At 36.4% G+C, this 15,466-nt stretch carries 13 protein-coding genes; 5 read left to right on the top strand and 8 right to left on the bottom strand.

Annotated elements, in window-relative coordinates; all coding sequences use genetic code 11:
* Nucleotides 1-41: 41 nt before the first annotated feature.
* Nucleotides 42-515 carry a 23S rRNA (pseudouridine(1915)-N(3))-methyltransferase RlmH gene (gene rlmH, locus BMW64_RS04280; RefSeq protein WP_089998679.1) on the top strand — a complete coding sequence of 158 codons (474 nt, stop codon included), beginning with the start codon at nucleotides 42-44 and terminating at the stop codon, nucleotides 513-515.
* A gap of 62 nt (nucleotides 516-577) precedes the next feature.
* Here the strand turns inward: rlmH and BMW64_RS04275 are convergent, their stop codons facing one another.
* The 5 genes from BMW64_RS04275 to secD form a co-directional block, all read right to left on the bottom strand.
* Nucleotides 578-1,393, bottom strand: coding sequence for a tetratricopeptide repeat protein (locus BMW64_RS04275; RefSeq protein WP_089998677.1), 816 nt, complete (start codon nucleotides 1,391-1,393; stop codon nucleotides 578-580).
* Nucleotides 1,390-1,956 (bottom strand): phosphatase PAP2 family protein, encoded by a 567-nt coding sequence (locus tag BMW64_RS04270; protein ID WP_089998676.1) that lies wholly within the window; start codon nucleotides 1,954-1,956, stop codon nucleotides 1,390-1,392. The genes BMW64_RS04275 and BMW64_RS04270 overlap by 4 nt, the downstream gene beginning before the upstream one ends.
* A gap of 8 nt (nucleotides 1,957-1,964) precedes the next feature.
* Nucleotides 1,965-2,300 carry a Sec-independent protein translocase subunit TatA/TatB gene (locus BMW64_RS04265; RefSeq protein WP_089998675.1) on the bottom strand — a complete coding sequence of 112 codons (336 nt, stop codon included), beginning with the start codon at nucleotides 2,298-2,300 and terminating at the stop codon, nucleotides 1,965-1,967.
* 80 nt (nucleotides 2,301-2,380) lie between these two features.
* Nucleotides 2,381-3,613 (bottom strand): TCR/Tet family MFS transporter, encoded by a 1,233-nt coding sequence (locus BMW64_RS04260; RefSeq protein WP_089998673.1) that lies wholly within the window; start codon nucleotides 3,611-3,613, stop codon nucleotides 2,381-2,383.
* 176 nt (nucleotides 3,614-3,789) lie between these two features.
* Nucleotides 3,790-6,699: a protein translocase subunit SecD gene (gene secD, locus BMW64_RS04255; RefSeq protein ID WP_089998672.1), complete on the bottom strand. Its 2,910-nt coding sequence runs from the start codon at nucleotides 6,697-6,699 to the stop codon at nucleotides 3,790-3,792.
* Between the two features lie 160 nt (nucleotides 6,700-6,859).
* Between secD and BMW64_RS04250 the strand changes: the two genes are divergently transcribed.
* The gene (locus BMW64_RS04250) at nucleotides 6,860-8,137 is read left to right on the top strand and encodes a T9SS type A sorting domain-containing protein (protein WP_089998670.1); all 1,278 of its coding nucleotides are present in this window, start codon (nucleotides 6,860-6,862) and stop codon (nucleotides 8,135-8,137) included.
* A 93-nt stretch (nucleotides 8,138-8,230) separates the two neighbouring features.
* Nucleotides 8,231-9,592 carry a PQQ-dependent sugar dehydrogenase gene (locus BMW64_RS04245; RefSeq protein WP_089998667.1) on the top strand — a complete coding sequence of 454 codons (1,362 nt, stop codon included), beginning with the start codon at nucleotides 8,231-8,233 and terminating at the stop codon, nucleotides 9,590-9,592.
* Nucleotides 9,593-9,851: 259 nt separating this feature from the next.
* On the opposite strand, the gene hemN is transcribed toward BMW64_RS04245, so the two are convergent.
* From hemN to BMW64_RS04230, 3 genes are all read right to left on the bottom strand, one after another.
* Nucleotides 9,852-11,210, bottom strand: coding sequence for an oxygen-independent coproporphyrinogen III oxidase (gene hemN / locus BMW64_RS04240; protein WP_089998665.1), 1,359 nt, complete (start codon nucleotides 11,208-11,210; stop codon nucleotides 9,852-9,854).
* Nucleotides 11,211-11,384: 174 nt separating this feature from the next.
* Entirely contained in the window at nucleotides 11,385-12,395 is a 1,011-nt protein-coding gene (locus tag BMW64_RS04235) for a WD40/YVTN/BNR-like repeat-containing protein (RefSeq protein WP_089998664.1), read from the bottom strand.
* Between the two features lie 52 nt (nucleotides 12,396-12,447).
* Complete coding sequence (locus BMW64_RS04230) at nucleotides 12,448-13,968, bottom strand: APC family permease (protein WP_089998663.1); 1,521 nt, start codon at nucleotides 13,966-13,968, stop codon at nucleotides 12,448-12,450.
* 165 nt (nucleotides 13,969-14,133) lie between these two features.
* On the opposite strand from BMW64_RS04230, the gene pnuC reads away from it, so the two are divergent.
* Both pnuC and BMW64_RS04220 read left to right on the top strand, forming a co-directional pair.
* Nucleotides 14,134-14,799, top strand: a complete 666-nt coding sequence (gene pnuC, locus BMW64_RS04225) for a nicotinamide riboside transporter PnuC (protein WP_089998661.1) — start codon at nucleotides 14,134-14,136, stop codon at nucleotides 14,797-14,799.
* 8 nt (nucleotides 14,800-14,807) lie between these two features.
* Nucleotides 14,808-15,425, top strand: coding sequence for a hypothetical protein (locus BMW64_RS04220; protein ID WP_089998660.1), 618 nt, complete (start codon nucleotides 14,808-14,810; stop codon nucleotides 15,423-15,425).
* Nucleotides 15,426-15,466 lie beyond the last annotated feature (41 nt).

Raw genomic sequence — 15,466 nt, 5'->3', positions numbered from 1 at the left:
TTTCTTGATTTATGAATATCTTTGGAACTTAATTTAAAAAAATGCAGATTAACTTGCTTTGTATCGGTAAAACAGATGATAAGGAAATTACTTCTTTAATAAATTATTATCTAAAAAGACTTCCCAAGCACTGGAACTTTGAAATCACTGAAATTCCTGATGTAAAAAACGCAAAAAATTTATCTCCAGATCTTTTAAAGAGGGAAGAGGCCAAGCTGTTTATGAATAATATTGACAAAACAGATCTGGTAATGATTCTTGATGAAAAGGGCAAGCAGTTTACAAGCCGGGAATTTGCACAGAAAATTGATACCTGGATGAATTCTTCAGTAAAAAAAATTCATCTTCTGATTGGCGGAGCGTATGGATTTTCCGAGGAAATTTACAACAGAGCGAATGAAAAAATTTCGTTATCAAAAATGACTTTTACCCACCAGATGATCAGGCTTTTTATTGTAGAACAAATTTATCGTGCGGATCAGATATTACAGGGAAAACCTTATCATAATGATTAAGAAATTTTTAGGTTTCAGGCGGCGGCGAAGCCGCCGCCTGAAACCTAAAAATTCCGCAAATATTATTTCTTAACCTCGCATTTAGAATAATACTCTGTGAGCAAAGGCTTTTCATAACCCAAATTTACCGCTTTGTCGAGGCTTGCACACGCTTCTTTCGGCTTTGCGGTTTCAAATAAAATCAGCGCTTTATTTACATATGCCTGAGCGAATTTAGGATCTATGGAAATGGCTTTGTTAACATCAGCCAGAGCCTCTTTGTTTTTCTTTAATTTAAAATAAACATCTCCTCTTCCGGTATACAGGAGCGATTCTGGTTTTTCGGAAATGAGCTGGTTGTATTCTTTTAGAGCGCCTTCTAGATCGCCGCTGTTCTTTTTAAGATTAGCCAATCCTGTTCTTGCATAAATATTATCGGGTGCAAAACTTAAGATCTGGTTCAGATCCTTAGCGGCCAAATCTTTTTTTCCTAAAGTTTCATAAATCCTGGCCCGCGTGAGATACATATCAGCATTTTCCGGCTCAAGTTTAAGGCCCTGATTAAGATAGTCCAATGCAGCTTGCTTGTTGCCTTTCTGCCCGTGAATAGAACCTAGATTGGCATACACAGCAGCAGACATGGGATTTGCTTTTAATGCCGACTCATAGGATTTAAAAGCTGAATTTGTTTTGCCAAGTCTTCTTTGTGAAGTTCCGAGATAATTATAATATTCAGATTTTAATTTCTGAATTTTTTCACTTTGAACTAATTTTGAATATTCTTCTTCAGCACATTTATAATCTGCTTTTTGGAAGCATTCTTCAGCATTTTTTTTATCCTGCGCCTGCAGATAGAAGGTAGAAAACGTTAAAGTTAAAAAGAGTAAATGTTTTTTCATGAGGTAATATTTTGTTTGTTGATCACTTTTTTGGCAAGTGCAGAAAATATCACTCCCAATAAAATTCCAACAAACGCCCCCACCATAATATCTATCGGGAAATGCACTCCTAAATATATACGGCTGTAAGATACTATTGCCGCCCACACAAATATAGCATAAGGAAACCATTTAAGCTTATTTTTTAACAAAATACTTAAATACGTTGCCAAAAAGAAAGTATTTGAAGCGTGGGCAGAATAAAAACCAAACTGACCTCCACATTTTACAATCCTCATATGATGCTCTAAAGCAGGATCATGACACGGTCTTAATCTCTCAATACCATGTTTGAAAATACCGGCAACCTGATCAGAAACCGTCACTCCTATCGCAACAAATATCAAAATAAAAACTAAAGATCTTAGTTTGTAATTTTTAAATAAAAAATAACAGAAAATAATATAAAGCGGAACCCAGATCCAGGTACTGGAAATCAGCATCCAAAACTGATCAAAAGATGAGTTTCCTAAATTGTTAAGAAATAAAAAAAGTCTTTTATCTTCCTGAATAATTTCCTCCATAAATCACATTATCTGCTTACAGGACCTTCATAAGTTTCATCTTCGGAAGGCTTTGGTTTAGGAGGCTCATTTGAAGCCTGAGAATCGGTAAGAATATTTTCCTGAACATCTTTCATCGGATTGAAATCTTTTGCGGCATCCTTTACTTTTTCAATCTCACGTTTAATCTCAGAAACAGGATTATCTGTCTCTTTCATAATTTCCGTTTTGATATCTTCTACTGCACCACGCATCTTTCTTACCCCTGCACCCAAATCACGGGCAATTTGGGGAAGTTTATCCGGTCCGAACAATACTACGATTGCTATGGCAATCAGTGCCATTTCTCCAATGCTTAGTTCCATAGTACAAAATTACAAAAGATATGTGAATCTGAATACTTAATATTGAGTTTTAATAAAATATTAAGCTTAGATATGGAAAACTAAATTTCTTTTCTCTTAATTTCTTTCTTACTGAAATTCAAATAAGTAATAATAACGCTCACCGCCATTAAAATAAATGCCAGAAAGAACGGCGCCCCTGAAAACTTAAATGGAGCCTGATCATGTGTAAAAAAGTAGAATAAATTAGTCATCATCGGCGGGCCGATAATTGAAGTTGCACTCATAAGACTGGTGAGCGCTCCCTGTAACTCTCCCTGTTCGTTTGAAGGAACACTTTTTGTAATAACTGATTGAAGTGCAGGTCCACAGATTCCTCCCAGACAATAGGGAATTAAAAAAGCAAACATCATCCAACCCTGGGTAGCAAAGGCAAACAAAAGCATTCCTATTGCATAAAGTGTCAGTCCGTAATAAATGCTTTTCTGTTCACCAAACTTCGGAGTTGTCCATCTGATCAGTCCACCCTGAACCAACCCTACCAATAAACCGACAACACCTAAAGAAATTCCGACCATTCTTTCATTCCAGTTGAATTTATACATGGTGAAAAAGCTCCAGTTGCTCTGAACCGCGTGTCCTGCAATATAAATTAAAATCAAAGAAACAATCAGTCCTGAAATTTCCGGATGCTTGCCTAAAAATTTAAAAGAACCAATCGGATTGGCACGTTTCCAGTTAAATTCTCTTCTTTTATCTTTATCTAAACTCTCCGGAAGAATAAAATATCCGTAAAGGAAATTCAACAGACACAATCCGGCCGCCGCATAAAATGGAACTCTGGCCCCATAATGTCCCAACAACCCTCCTAAAACCGGACCAATGATAAATCCAAGACCAAAAGCAGCGCCAATAAGTCCGAAATTCTTTGCACGGTCTTCGTCTGTTGAAATATCTGCGATATAAGCACTTGCAGTCGTCACACTGGCACCTGTAATTCCTGCAATAATCCTTCCGATAAATAACCATACTATTGTAGGAGCCAAAGCCAATAAAATGTAATCTATAGCAAATCCGAAAAGGGAGATCAGAATAATCGGTCTTCGTCCGAACTTATCACTAAGATTACCCACAACCGGCGAGAAAATAAATTGTGTAAATGCATAGGCAAACCCGAGCCAGCCGCCATATTTTGCAGCTTCACTTATATCGCTATGAATCAGTTCCTCAATAAGCTTAGGAACTACCGGAATGATGATTCCCCATCCCGTAATATCGATTAAAAGCGTAATAAATATAAAGCTCATTGCAGCTTTCTTCCTAGAGTTTTCCATAATGGTGCAAAAATAGTGAAATCGAAGAATAGTTTGAATTGTCAATTGGCAATTTATGCTGTAAAATAAATTTAAGCAAATTAAATTCACCATTAACCACTATCCATTAATTATAGAATATCAAACAAAAAAGCCTTTCATTACTGAAAGGCTTTTCTTATTTATTGTAGTATACATTATTTTGAAGCAAGTACTTCTTTATTGGTAGTCGACTTACCGTGAACTTCTTCTTCCTTACCGGTTTTCAGGAAGTCATAAGCAATAGCCGATGCTACAAAGATTGATGAATAGGTACCGAATCCAATACCAATTAACATGGCAAACATGAATCCTCTTAGGTTATCTCCACCAAAAATGAAGATCGCTAAAATTACTAAGATCGTAGTAAATGAGGTGTTAAATGTTCTACCCAACGTACTTGAAATAGAATCATCAAATAATCCTGCAAGAGTTAAAGATTTCTTCTCTCTTAAGTATTCCCTGATTCTGTCGAAGATGATTACGGTATCGTTGATTGAATATCCTAATACGGTAAGGATCGCCGCCACAAAATCCTGGTTGATCTCCATATTGAACGGCATGTATTTGTGAAGTAACGAATACGTTCCTAAAATAATAACCGCATCGTGGAATAATGCTGCAACAGCACCCAGTGAAAACTGCCACTTTCTGAATCGTACAAGAATATAGATAAAGATACCTGCCAAAGCTGCAACAACCGCAAGAATACCATGCTTCTGAATATCATCAGCCACCGTAGGACCTACTTTCTCGGAAGAAATAATTCCCGCATGGTCTTTGTCAGCAGATTTAAATGCATTCATTGTCATATTGGCCGGTAAGCTTGATTTCAGGCCTTCGTAAAGCTTTTTCTCAACCGCCTGATCTGCTTTTAGCGATTCGTCATCGATCAGGTAATCCGTAGAAATTTTCAGCTGCTTGTCATTCCCGAATGTTTTCGCTTCCACAGAAGAGTTCTTACCGTCTTCAGTCTGGAACATTTTCACAAGATTGGCTTCAACATCTTCAGCATTGACCGGTTTATCGAATCTAACGATATAGTTTCTACCACCGGTAAAGTCGATCCCGTATTTGAATCCGTGAATTGCGATCGACGCGATAGAAATTACCGTTAAGATCCCGGAAACGATGTATGCATATTTTCTTTTCCCGATAAAATCGATCCAAGTATTTCTGAAAAGATTTTTCGTGGCCCCAGTCCATACGGAAAGGTGTTTTCCTTTATTAAGTCTTGAGAAGATCATGACCCTTGAGATCAGTACCGAAGTAAAGAAAGTCATCAGGATACCGATTCCCAGTGTTAAGGCGAAACCTTTGATCGGTCCTGTTCCGAAAAGGAAAAGTACCCCTGCGGTAAGCAATGTCGTCAAGTGACCGTCTACAATTGCGTTCAACGCATGTTTGAAACCGTCTTTGTAGGCTTCCAGAATGCTTTTGCCGGCGAAAAGTTCTTCTTTCGTTCTTTCATAGATAATAACGTTGGTATCCACTGCCATGGCCATGGTCAGTACTATACCCGCGATCCCCGGAAGTGTAAGGGTAGCATCCACGGAATCCATAATTCCGAAAATATAGAATAAGTTGATGATCATGGCAATCACTGCATAAACACCCGCTCCTCCGTAATAGAAAATGATATAAACAATAATCAGAAGGAATGCGATACCGAATGAGATCATCCCGGCGTTGATCGATTCCTGACCCAATGACGGTCCTACTACCGTCGCCTGAACCACTTTGGCACCTGCAGGCAATTTACCTGCACCCAGAACATCAACCAATTCCTTTGCTTCCTCCTGAGAGAAATTACCGGAAATCTGCGTTCTACCGTTAGGAATTGCATTCACAACGTTCGGAGCTGTATAAACTCTGTTATCAAGTGTTACCGCTACTGGTTTACCAACGTTCTTTTCAGTTAAAGTTTTCCATTCTTTGGCTCCTTTGGAATCCATCTGCATGTCTACCACTACCCTGCTCAGCTCATCATAGCCGATATTAGCAGTTTCAACAGCACCGTCTACCGGAGCTTTTTGGTTAATGTTTCCTCTGATTGCATATAATACCAAGCTTTCCGCATCTGTAGCTTCCGGCTTGTAGCCCCACATGAACTGTGTATATTTAATGTTGGCCGGACGTAAAGACTGTGCTACTTTACTGTTTAAAATTTTATTAACAGCGGCGGTATCAGACAGTTTCACATTGGCAACACCATTGGTTCTCAATTTATCAATATGTAAAAGGTTCATGAAGTTGGTTGTTTTCGCAACCCCCATAGAATCACCTTTTGCAGCAACGGCTGCGGTTAAGCTTTGGAAATAAGGCGCTATTTCAGGAACCTGCTGTACTTCCCAGAACTGAAGTTTCGCAGAAGTCTGAAGCATTTTTTTCACTTTATCGATGTCTTTCATCCCCGGCATTTCCACGGAGATTCTTGCAGTACCAGGGACTCTCTGAACATTTGGCTGCACGGCCCCCATTTTGTCGATCCTGGTTCTGATTACTTCATAAGCAGTTCCTACAGAAGCATCGATTTTTCTTTTCACGATACTTTTTACCTGCTCATCAGGCGTGTTGTACTTCACTTCGGTAAGCGTGGTATTTCCGAAAATTTCCGGATCCGCCAGCTTCAGGTTGGTACCTTTTGCCTTGTTGATTGCATCGAACTGCTCAAAGAAATTGTCGATGTACGATTTTGTAGAATTCTTCTGAGCTTCATCGGTTTTGTTCAAAGCCTCGATAAGAACAGGGTTGGTGGAATAATTGGTAAGATCGTTTACCAGGTCTCTCTGGTTGATCTCCAAAAGAACGTTGATCCCGCCTTTAAGGTCAAGACCAAGCTTCATTTCCTTGTCTCTGGCTTTTGTGTAATAAAGTTTTGTGAATCCAAGATTCAGCGTATCCTTAGAAAGTCTTGCGATTTCTTTGTTATACTTTTCCTGATTGTCTCCTGCAATAGCAGTCGCCTGCTTTTCAATTTTGCTGGCGTACCATGTTGGTAATAGCTCATTTAAGCAAATCAACCCTAGTACAATAGCAACAATTGTAATAAGTCCTTTTCCTTGCATTTTATTATAACTACGTTAAATTAAGTCGGCAAATATAATGATTTACAATAGAATTATAAATTTTTAACTAAAGTTTTTATAAAAGTAAAATAATATTAGGATAATTATTTTCTTATTGGTTTAGTGTTATAAAAAGAATATTTTTGCCTCAAAATTTCCCATGAAAAAATATTTTATTTTTTTTATCTTAATTACTTCACTAGTAAATGGACAAAATATAATTTTTGCCGATAATAATCTTAAAAATGCATTAATAACTTCATTATGCGTTGATACAAATAATGACGGAACTGCGGATACGGATGCAGATGTAGATAATAATGGAGAAATAAGTTTAAATGAAGCATTATTAATTAACACACTTATTTTAGAAAACAAAAATATATCCTCATTAAATGGATTAGAGTATTTTACAAATCTTGAAACTTTAGATGTATATCAAAACTTAATTACTACAATAAATTTTGCAAGTTTTCCAAATTTAAAAGATATTGCGATAAGTAATAACCAATTAACAAGCATTACAATTACAAATAATAATGTTCTTAAATATTTTTTTGCAGATAACAATCAAATAAATAATGTTAATATTACAAACTGCAGCAATTTAGATTTAATATCCCTTGCTTCCAACCAAATATCAACAATAAATCTACAAAATCTACCTTTGTTAGCAATTCTATCTTTAAATAATAATCAGCTTACGAATTTTAATGTTTACAATTTTCCTGAGTTGATAACATTTGAAATCAACAACAATGATTTAACTTCTTTAAATTTTAATAATTCTGGTAAAATAGCGTCAATTCACTGTATAGATAATAATCTAACAACCCTTAATATAAGTAACTTATTATACTTGACCGAGGTACGTTGTTATAATAATAACCTACAATCAGTCAATTTACAAAACACACCACTTTTAAATAATTTTTGGTGCCAAAATAATAGTATTACTTCTTTAGATTTTTCTACATCTCCATCATTAGCAGTTTTGGAGGCTCAAAACAATTCTTTATCCTATTTAAATCTAAAAAATGGAACTTTAGGTACAACTTATGCCATTTGTGGGAATCCAAACTTATCACATATCTGCGTAGATAATATAAACTCAGAAATTCAGCATCTTAATATACAAGTTGGGCCAAATTATTGTGGATATACAAATGTAAATATTGATCCTTTATGTGTACTTTCAGTATATGACCCTTTAAAAGATTATTTTGAAATATTTCCTAATCCATTTAGTGATTTTATTTATTTAAAATCTGACAAAAATATTGGTGAAAATATTGAAATTATAAATAGTGTTGGACAAACTGTTCTTAAGAAAAAAATAACAAATCAAAAAATTGATCTATCTACATTAGCCAAAGGCATCTATTATTTAAGATTATTATCAAAAAATACTACTATTTCTAAAATAATAAAGAATTAATTATCAAACATTATTAAATTTATTTCTTTTTTTACAGTATTTAGATGGTATGAAATTTTCATTGGTATTTAACACACTAAATTTCAAAATATTATGAAAAATCTACTTTTTTGCGCAGGCATTCTTTCCTGTACCATGTTGAATGCCCAAAGCATTAATCTTGAAGAATTTGCCACAGGGTTTACAGCCCCGGTAGAAATTGCAAATGCCAATGACAGCAGAATGTTTGTAGTTCAACAAAATGGCATCATTAAAATCGTACAGCCTGACGGAACTGTAAATACAACTAACTTTCTGAACATCAGTTCCAAGATCACATACGGTGGCGAAAGAGGACTTTTGGGACTCGCATTTCATCCGCAATACTCAACAAATGGGTATTTTTTTGTGTATTACAATGATACCAGCGGAAATATTACTGTCGCAAGATATACGAGAAGTTCCAATCCTGATGTAGCCGATGCTACAACTGAAAAAATTATTTTAAATCAGCCAAAACCATTTGATAATCATAATGGCGGAAGCATTCATTTTGCACCCGATGGCTATCTTTGGATTGTGACCGGTGACGGTGGAAGCGGCGGAGACCCGAACAATAATTCTCAAAATAAAAACTCTCTTTTAGGAAAATTATTGAGACTGGATATCAATTCGACAGGTCCCTACAATATTCCGTCTGACAATCCTTTTGTCGGAACCGACGGAGCCGACGAAGTATGGGCTTACGGATTAAGAAATGCATGGAAATTTAATTTTGATACAACCTCAGGAAATGTGATGATTGCAGATGTAGGCCAGGGACAGATTGAGGAAATCAACAGAATGCCTCTAACACAGGCAGGCATCAACTACGGATGGAGATGCTATGAAGGTAATAGCACATACAATACGGCTGGATGTGCCGCACAATCTACCATGACGTTCCCTGTTGCCGTCTATAATCATTCAGGTGGAAGATGCTCTATCACAGGCGGATATGTTTACCGAGGAACACAATATCCTGCTTTGCAGGGAAAATATATCTTTGCCGATTATTGCTCGACCCAGATCGGAATTCTGAATACTGACGACTCCATTACATGGACACCCGCTTTTTCAGGAAACAATTTTTCCACTTTCGGAATCAATAATCAGAATGAGCTTTTCGTAGCAGCAGTAAATAATGGTAAAATATTCAGGGTCACATCAACATCTTTAGCAACGAACGAAAATGACTTTTCATCTCAAATAAAAATTTATCCTAATCCTGCTTCCAAAAGGGTTTTTATTGAAGGTGTAAAAGATAAAAATACAACCGTGGAAATTGTGAATGCTGAAGGAAGAAAAGTTCTGGAACAAGGAAAAATTGAAGGCGACAACGGGATAAATATTTCAGGAATTCCGAGCGGAGTTTATTTCATCAACCTCAATTCCGCAAATCAGAAAGCTTACAGTAAAAAGATCATTATTAAATAACAAATAAACATCCATAATCCTTTAAGCTCCGGTATTTCAGCCGGAGTTTAATTTTGCTTTCAAATTTACCCTAATGAATTTAAAAATTCATCCTGATGATTTTCCGAAATTATCAGGATAAATTCAAAGATTTATACGGATAAATATCTAGATTTATACGGAGGAATATTTTTAACCATGCAAAGAATAATAAAAAAATGTTTCCGCCTTACTATTCGGACAGAAACATTTTAACAATATTTTTTAACGTTGGTTTTTTTTAAATCGTCATTGAGAAAATCCTTGTTTCAGGTTTATTTCGCATCATTCGCAGGTCAAAAACCATCGCTACATTTCTGGTAAAAGCTCTTCCTTTTTCTGTTATTTTGATTTGGCTGTCATGAATTTCAACCAGTTCATCATTCTCCATCTCTTTTAACATTTCGAATGCGTTTTGCAATTCCGGGAATGAATTATTGATATCGAAATTCGTTTCCAGCTGACACATTAAATTAAGAATGTGCCTTCTTACGACAAGATCTTCTTCATTTAAAATATGACCTTTGACAACAGGAATCTCACCCTCTTCCACTATTTTCTGATACTCTTCCACTGTTTTTACATTCTGCGCAAAAGCATACCATGAATCTGAAATAGCAGACATTCCGAGTCCAACCATCAGCTGGGTCTTGCTGGAGGTATATCCCATAAAATTCCGGTGCAGTTTCTTTTGAATCAGAGATTGATAAAGATCATCATGTTCAAGGGAAAAATGATCCATTCCCACTTCGATATATCCCAAATCTTCCAATAATTTTTTGCCGTCTTCATACAACCTGCGCTTTTCCTCACCGCTTGGAAGGTCGTTTTCATCAAAACCTCTTTGTCCGACACCTTTTACCCAAGGAACGTGGGCGTAAGAATAAAAAGCAAGTCTGTCCGGCTTCAGTTCCATTGTTTTTCGGATGGTGTATTCCATCGCTTCCCAACTCTGGTGCGGAAGACCAAAAACAAGATCGTGACTGATTCCTCTGTATCCGATTTCCCTCGCCCATTCTGTCACCTGCTTAACATTTTCAAATGGCTGAATCCTGTTGATCGCTTTCTGCACTTTCAAATCATAATCCTGCACTCCAAAGCTTACTCTTCTGAAGCCAAGATCATATAAAGTCTGAAGATGTTCTCTGGTCGTATTATTAGGATGTCCTTCAAAAGAAAACTCCTGATCTTCTGCAATATCGACTGTTTCAAAAATACCTTCCAGTAAAGCCTTAAGATTCTGCGGTGAAAAAAACGTTGGTGTACCGCCTCCCAAATGAAGTTCCTTCAGTTTTGGTTTCTCATTAAATAAGTTGAGATAAAGCTGCCATTCTTTCAAAACACTCTCCAGATACGGAATTTCTACACTGTGCTGCTTAGTGATACGCTTATGACAGGCACAAAACGTGCAGAGCGCCTCACAAAATGGCAAATGGATATAAATAGAGATCCCTTCCTCAGCATTCGATTCATTAAAGGTTCTGATCACACTTTGTTTCCACAATTCCGGAGAGAAACTGCTTTCATCCCAATATGGTACGGTAGGATAAGAAGTGTAACGAGGACCTGGAATATTATATTTATCTATTAAAGAATTCATTTTTGATTTAAAATTTTAATGAACTTTTAACAAGTTTCATAATGCAAAATTACGCATAACTGATGAATTTTAAACCATGAAATATATTAGGGCATTTTAAAATAGAAAAACATTTAAAGTTTTTTAACTATAAAAGATATAACCATTATTAAATGAAGTTTAATTAAATTAGTTTTAAAACTTCAGTTTCATAACAGAAATTTTGTCTTTTCCTGCGAATACAAGAGTATTTCCATCGATCCACTGGCAGACGAAAAATCCTTTTTCATCGGAAATCTTTTTCCAGGTTTTCCCGGAATCTGATGAATAACTGATATGCTGATCTCCCACTGCAATGATTTCTTTTCCTTTTGAATTAGGTTTAATTCTAACGCAGGTCGTATATCCTGCATTGTGTCCCGAAGCCTGGATTTGCCATATTTCACCACCATCGTTTGTTGTAGCGATATTGTTGATATTGGCTTCCTGTTTGGTATAATCTCCGCCTACAGCGATTCCGAATTTATTATCCAGAAAATCTATGGAATATATTCCCTGAGAAGATTCACCCTGAATAATTGGTGTATTGAAAACATCAATTTGATTATTCTTAAAATTCAACCTTAAAATTCTTGAAGATTTCCCGCCGGTTGCAACCCACAAATATTTTTTTGTCGAAGCAATATTGGTATTGCTCGCGGCAAATGCGGCCTCTCCTTCATTTAATTTGATATTATTTTGAAAGAAGCTCCATTCTCCATTTTTATACATAGCCAGTTTTAATCTTGCATCATCCGTATCGCTAAACGCAAAAGCTAAATTATTACTAACGAAATGAAAGGCGTCATAAAATGCTCCTTTGCTCATATCAGTAAATACAATCTGATAGGTAAGATTCTTTTTATCAATCTTAAAAAAACGAGCCGGGCTTTCAATATTGGCCGCATAAAAAAAATCTTTATCCTGCGCCAGTGTTCTGAATTGAAGTTTTTCATCAGATAATTTAATCTGATTTTTATGTTCAGGATCTTTCAGATCAACGAAACCGAATTTGGAATCCGTTCCGCTGTACCAAACTTTATTATCATATATTTCAATCGCTCTGATGCTTATTTTATCATTTAAAATGGTTGTAAAGCTTTCTATTTGTTGAGAAAATGTAAAAATGCCCAAGAACAGGAATAAAAATAGTGTGGTCTTTTTCATATGAACAAAAATAAAAAATCCACAGAATTCTGTGGATTTTAAGTGATATTTTTTATAAATCTAAATCAGGTTTATCTAAAGGTTCCTGTTCTGCTTTGAACGTTTCGCCATAACCGACTTTATGAAGCTTACTGTTTTTAAGACTGTAGGTGAAATAAATCAAAACCCCCAGTACAAGCCATCCTAATGAAAGGTATTTTGCTTCGTGGCTCAGGTTCCAGATCAGGTATACGTTGATGCAGATTCCTAAAGTTGCAATTACTGGCAATGCAGGTACTTTAAATGTTCTCGGTAACTGAGGCTCTTTTTTTCTAAGGATCCAAACTGCTACACAAACCATTGTGAAAGCGAAAAGTGTCCCGAAACTCGTCATATCTGCCAGTTTACTGATAGGAGTTAATGCAGCAATGGTAGCAATCACGATTCCCAAAAGCATTAAACTTTTCGCAGGAGTTTTTCTTACCGGATGTACATCACTGAATAGTTTAGGGATCAGTCCGTCCTTAGACATTCCCAAGAAAATTCTTGATTGTCCCATGATCATTACCATTAACACAGATACCAAACCTACTGTTGCTGCGATAGTGATAATATAGCCTGCCCAGCCTTGTCCCGCAATTTCAAATGCATACGCCACAGGTGCCTTGATGGCATCAGGATATTTCCCCTGAGGATCAAAATCTGAATAATGCATCATCCCGGTAAGTACAAGGGATACTAAAATATATAATACGGTACATACCAAAAGAGAAACAATGATCGCAAAAGGAACATCTTTTTTAGGATTGATAGCTTCCCCCGCCTGTGTGGAAACCGCATCAAAGCCGATATAGGCAAAGAAGATCGCTGCTGCTCCTGAGATAATTCCCTGAACACCGTAGGCTTCTTTCATATTCTCGCCTTCCTTTACCATTGCCGGAGCAGGAATAAAAGGATCCCAATTGGCTGTATTGATAAAGAAAACACCGGCAATGATCACAAAAAGCACCGCTGATACCTTCATGATTACGATAAGATTATTGGTTTTGGCAGCCTCTTTTGTTCCTTTTATCAAAATACCGATAACAAATAAAACAATAAGGAAAGCCGGCAAATTCATGGCAAATCCTTCACCCGCATAACTTGCAGGATCTGAAGTAAGATAATCCGGAAGATGTATACCGAACATTTTCAATAGTTTATTAAAATAGCCCGACCATGAAACGGCCACTGTCATTGATCCCATTGCATATTCGAGAATGAGTCCCCAGCCGATGATCCAGGCAAAGATTTCACCAACCGTGCCGTAAGCATACGCATAGGCGGAGCCCTCCACAGGAAGTATGGAAGCAAACTCAGAATAACATAATGCTGCGAAAATACAGGCAATACCTGCAATGATGAAAGAAATGGCTAATGCGGGTCCTGCATGGTAGTAAGCTCCGGTACCTGTAAGTACGAAAATTCCCCCACCAATAATAGCACCGATTCCGATAGCCGTAAGACTCCATTTACCGAGTACTCTTTTGAGCTGACTGCTTTTCATATCATTTTCGAAAGCACTCATCGGTTTCTTGGTCCAAATTTTAGACATATTTTATTATTTATTAAAGATTTACGAAAATATAAAAATTTTAGAAACATTAACGTTTATTAGTAGATTTTCATGATTTATTTTAAACAAAGAAATATAAAAATCTGATTTTCATATTATTTAAATCATTTCAAAGTAAGCGTTTTTTTGCTTATTTTTGATCTCATGAATCTATACGATCTTTTCGTAAAACCCTACGAAAGCTACACTACACTGCAGATTTTCCTTGAAGCCTTCGCTACTGTATTCGGAATTTTAAGCGTTTATTTTTCCATTAAAAAAAATATCTGGGTTTATCCTACCGGCATTATTTCAACACTAATTTATGTGTATATTCTCTTTAACTTCGGACTTTTGGGAGACTGTATGATCAATGTATACTACACGGTGATGAGTATTTACGGATGGATTTTATGGGCAAAAAACTCAGATGATCATGTGCATGTGGATGTTACATGGGCTACAAAAAAAGAATGGCTGTATGGGATTTTACTTTTTGTCATAAGTTTAATCTTAGTAACTGTAGTATATTATTATAAACCGTATATTGACAATCAGTTTTCAATGAAAAACATCAGCCTTGGTTTATACCATCTAGACTGGGGCAATTGGCTGGACGTCGTTACCACATCCGTATTTTTAGTAGGAATGTGGTTTATGGCGAAAAGAAGGATTGAAAACTGGATCTTCTGGATCATCGGAGATTTTATCTGCATCCCCATGATGATTTATAAAGGTCTCGGTATTACTTCGGTTCAATATTTGGTATTTACTATAATGGCGATCCAGGGCTTTGTAACCTGGAAGAAAAGTTTAAGAAAAAAAGTTTAAAGAAAGTCATGAAAAATTTATTAAAAATAGCATTTAGTGTTGTCACCATAGCGAGTTTAGCATCGTGTACAGCCTACGCGGATCCGTATGCAAATACATATGGAGATCCGTATTATGATAACGGATATTATTATGCTCCACAGGGATATTACGGCGGCGGCGGATATTGGGGAAATGATGGATATTATTACCGAAATAATATGAATTATTACTATGATAATGGAATTCCGTACTACTATCAAAACTATAACAATTCCAGAAGAAAAGTTTATGTTGAAAGAAGATCCGATAATGGAACAACTTCTGCCAGACCAAATAACGGATTCCGTGGAAATGTAAATGACGGAACATCCAACAACGGAAGTTTCAGAAACAGTAACAGACAGAATAGTAATCAAAGATCAAATAACGGATTCAGAAATCAGCAGAGCGCTCCGAAATCTCAGAATAATAGTGGCGGATTCAGAAATAACTCATCCAACAATTCAAACAGCGGTTTCAGGAATAATTCGTCTAATAACAATTCCAATAGCGGAGGATTCAGGAATAATTCCGGGACGTCGACTCAGCAAAGTTCTCCTCAGCCAAACACCAATAGGAATACGAACGGGGGCGGATTTAGATAAAACGATTATAAATAAGAAAACGGACAGCTAACACTGTTCGT

Source organism: Chryseobacterium taichungense (assembly GCF_900109935.1).
Taxonomy (GTDB): domain Bacteria; phylum Bacteroidota; class Bacteroidia; order Flavobacteriales; family Weeksellaceae; genus Chryseobacterium; species Chryseobacterium taichungense.
The sequence above is the reverse complement of the archived record's forward strand: the minus strand, read 5'-3'. Positions and strand labels throughout refer to the sequence as shown.

Bases quoted from the DNA above. Each gene is read 5' to 3' on its own strand.
- secD (WP_089998672.1), bottom strand. From the start codon at position 6,699: ATGCAAGGAAAAGGACTTATTACAATTGTTGCTATTGTACTAGGGTTG.
- pnuC (WP_089998661.1), top strand. From the start codon at position 14,134: ATGAATCTATACGATCTTTTCGTAAAACCCTACGAAAGCTACACTACA.
- BMW64_RS04220 (WP_089998660.1), top strand. From the start codon at position 14,808: ATGAAAAATTTATTAAAAATAGCATTTAGTGTTGTCACCATAGCGAGT.
- BMW64_RS04250 (WP_089998670.1), top strand. From the start codon at position 6,860: ATGAAAAAATATTTTATTTTTTTTATCTTAATTACTTCACTAGTAAAT.
- BMW64_RS04260 (WP_089998673.1), bottom strand. From the start codon at position 3,613: ATGGAAAACTCTAGGAAGAAAGCTGCAATGAGCTTTATATTTATTACG.
- hemN (WP_089998665.1), bottom strand. From the start codon at position 11,210: ATGAATTCTTTAATAGATAAATATAATATTCCAGGTCCTCGTTACACT.
- BMW64_RS04230 (WP_089998663.1), bottom strand. From the start codon at position 13,968: ATGTCTAAAATTTGGACCAAGAAACCGATGAGTGCTTTCGAAAATGAT.
- BMW64_RS04270 (WP_089998676.1), bottom strand. From the start codon at position 1,956: ATGGAGGAAATTATTCAGGAAGATAAAAGACTTTTTTTATTTCTTAAC.
- BMW64_RS04245 (WP_089998667.1), top strand. From the start codon at position 8,231: ATGAAAAATCTACTTTTTTGCGCAGGCATTCTTTCCTGTACCATGTTG.
- BMW64_RS04265 (WP_089998675.1), bottom strand. From the start codon at position 2,300: ATGGAACTAAGCATTGGAGAAATGGCACTGATTGCCATAGCAATCGTA.
- BMW64_RS04275 (WP_089998677.1), bottom strand. From the start codon at position 1,393: ATGAAAAAACATTTACTCTTTTTAACTTTAACGTTTTCTACCTTCTAT.
- BMW64_RS04235 (WP_089998664.1), bottom strand. From the start codon at position 12,395: ATGAAAAAGACCACACTATTTTTATTCCTGTTCTTGGGCATTTTTACA.
- rlmH (WP_089998679.1), top strand. From the start codon at position 42: ATGCAGATTAACTTGCTTTGTATCGGTAAAACAGATGATAAGGAAATT.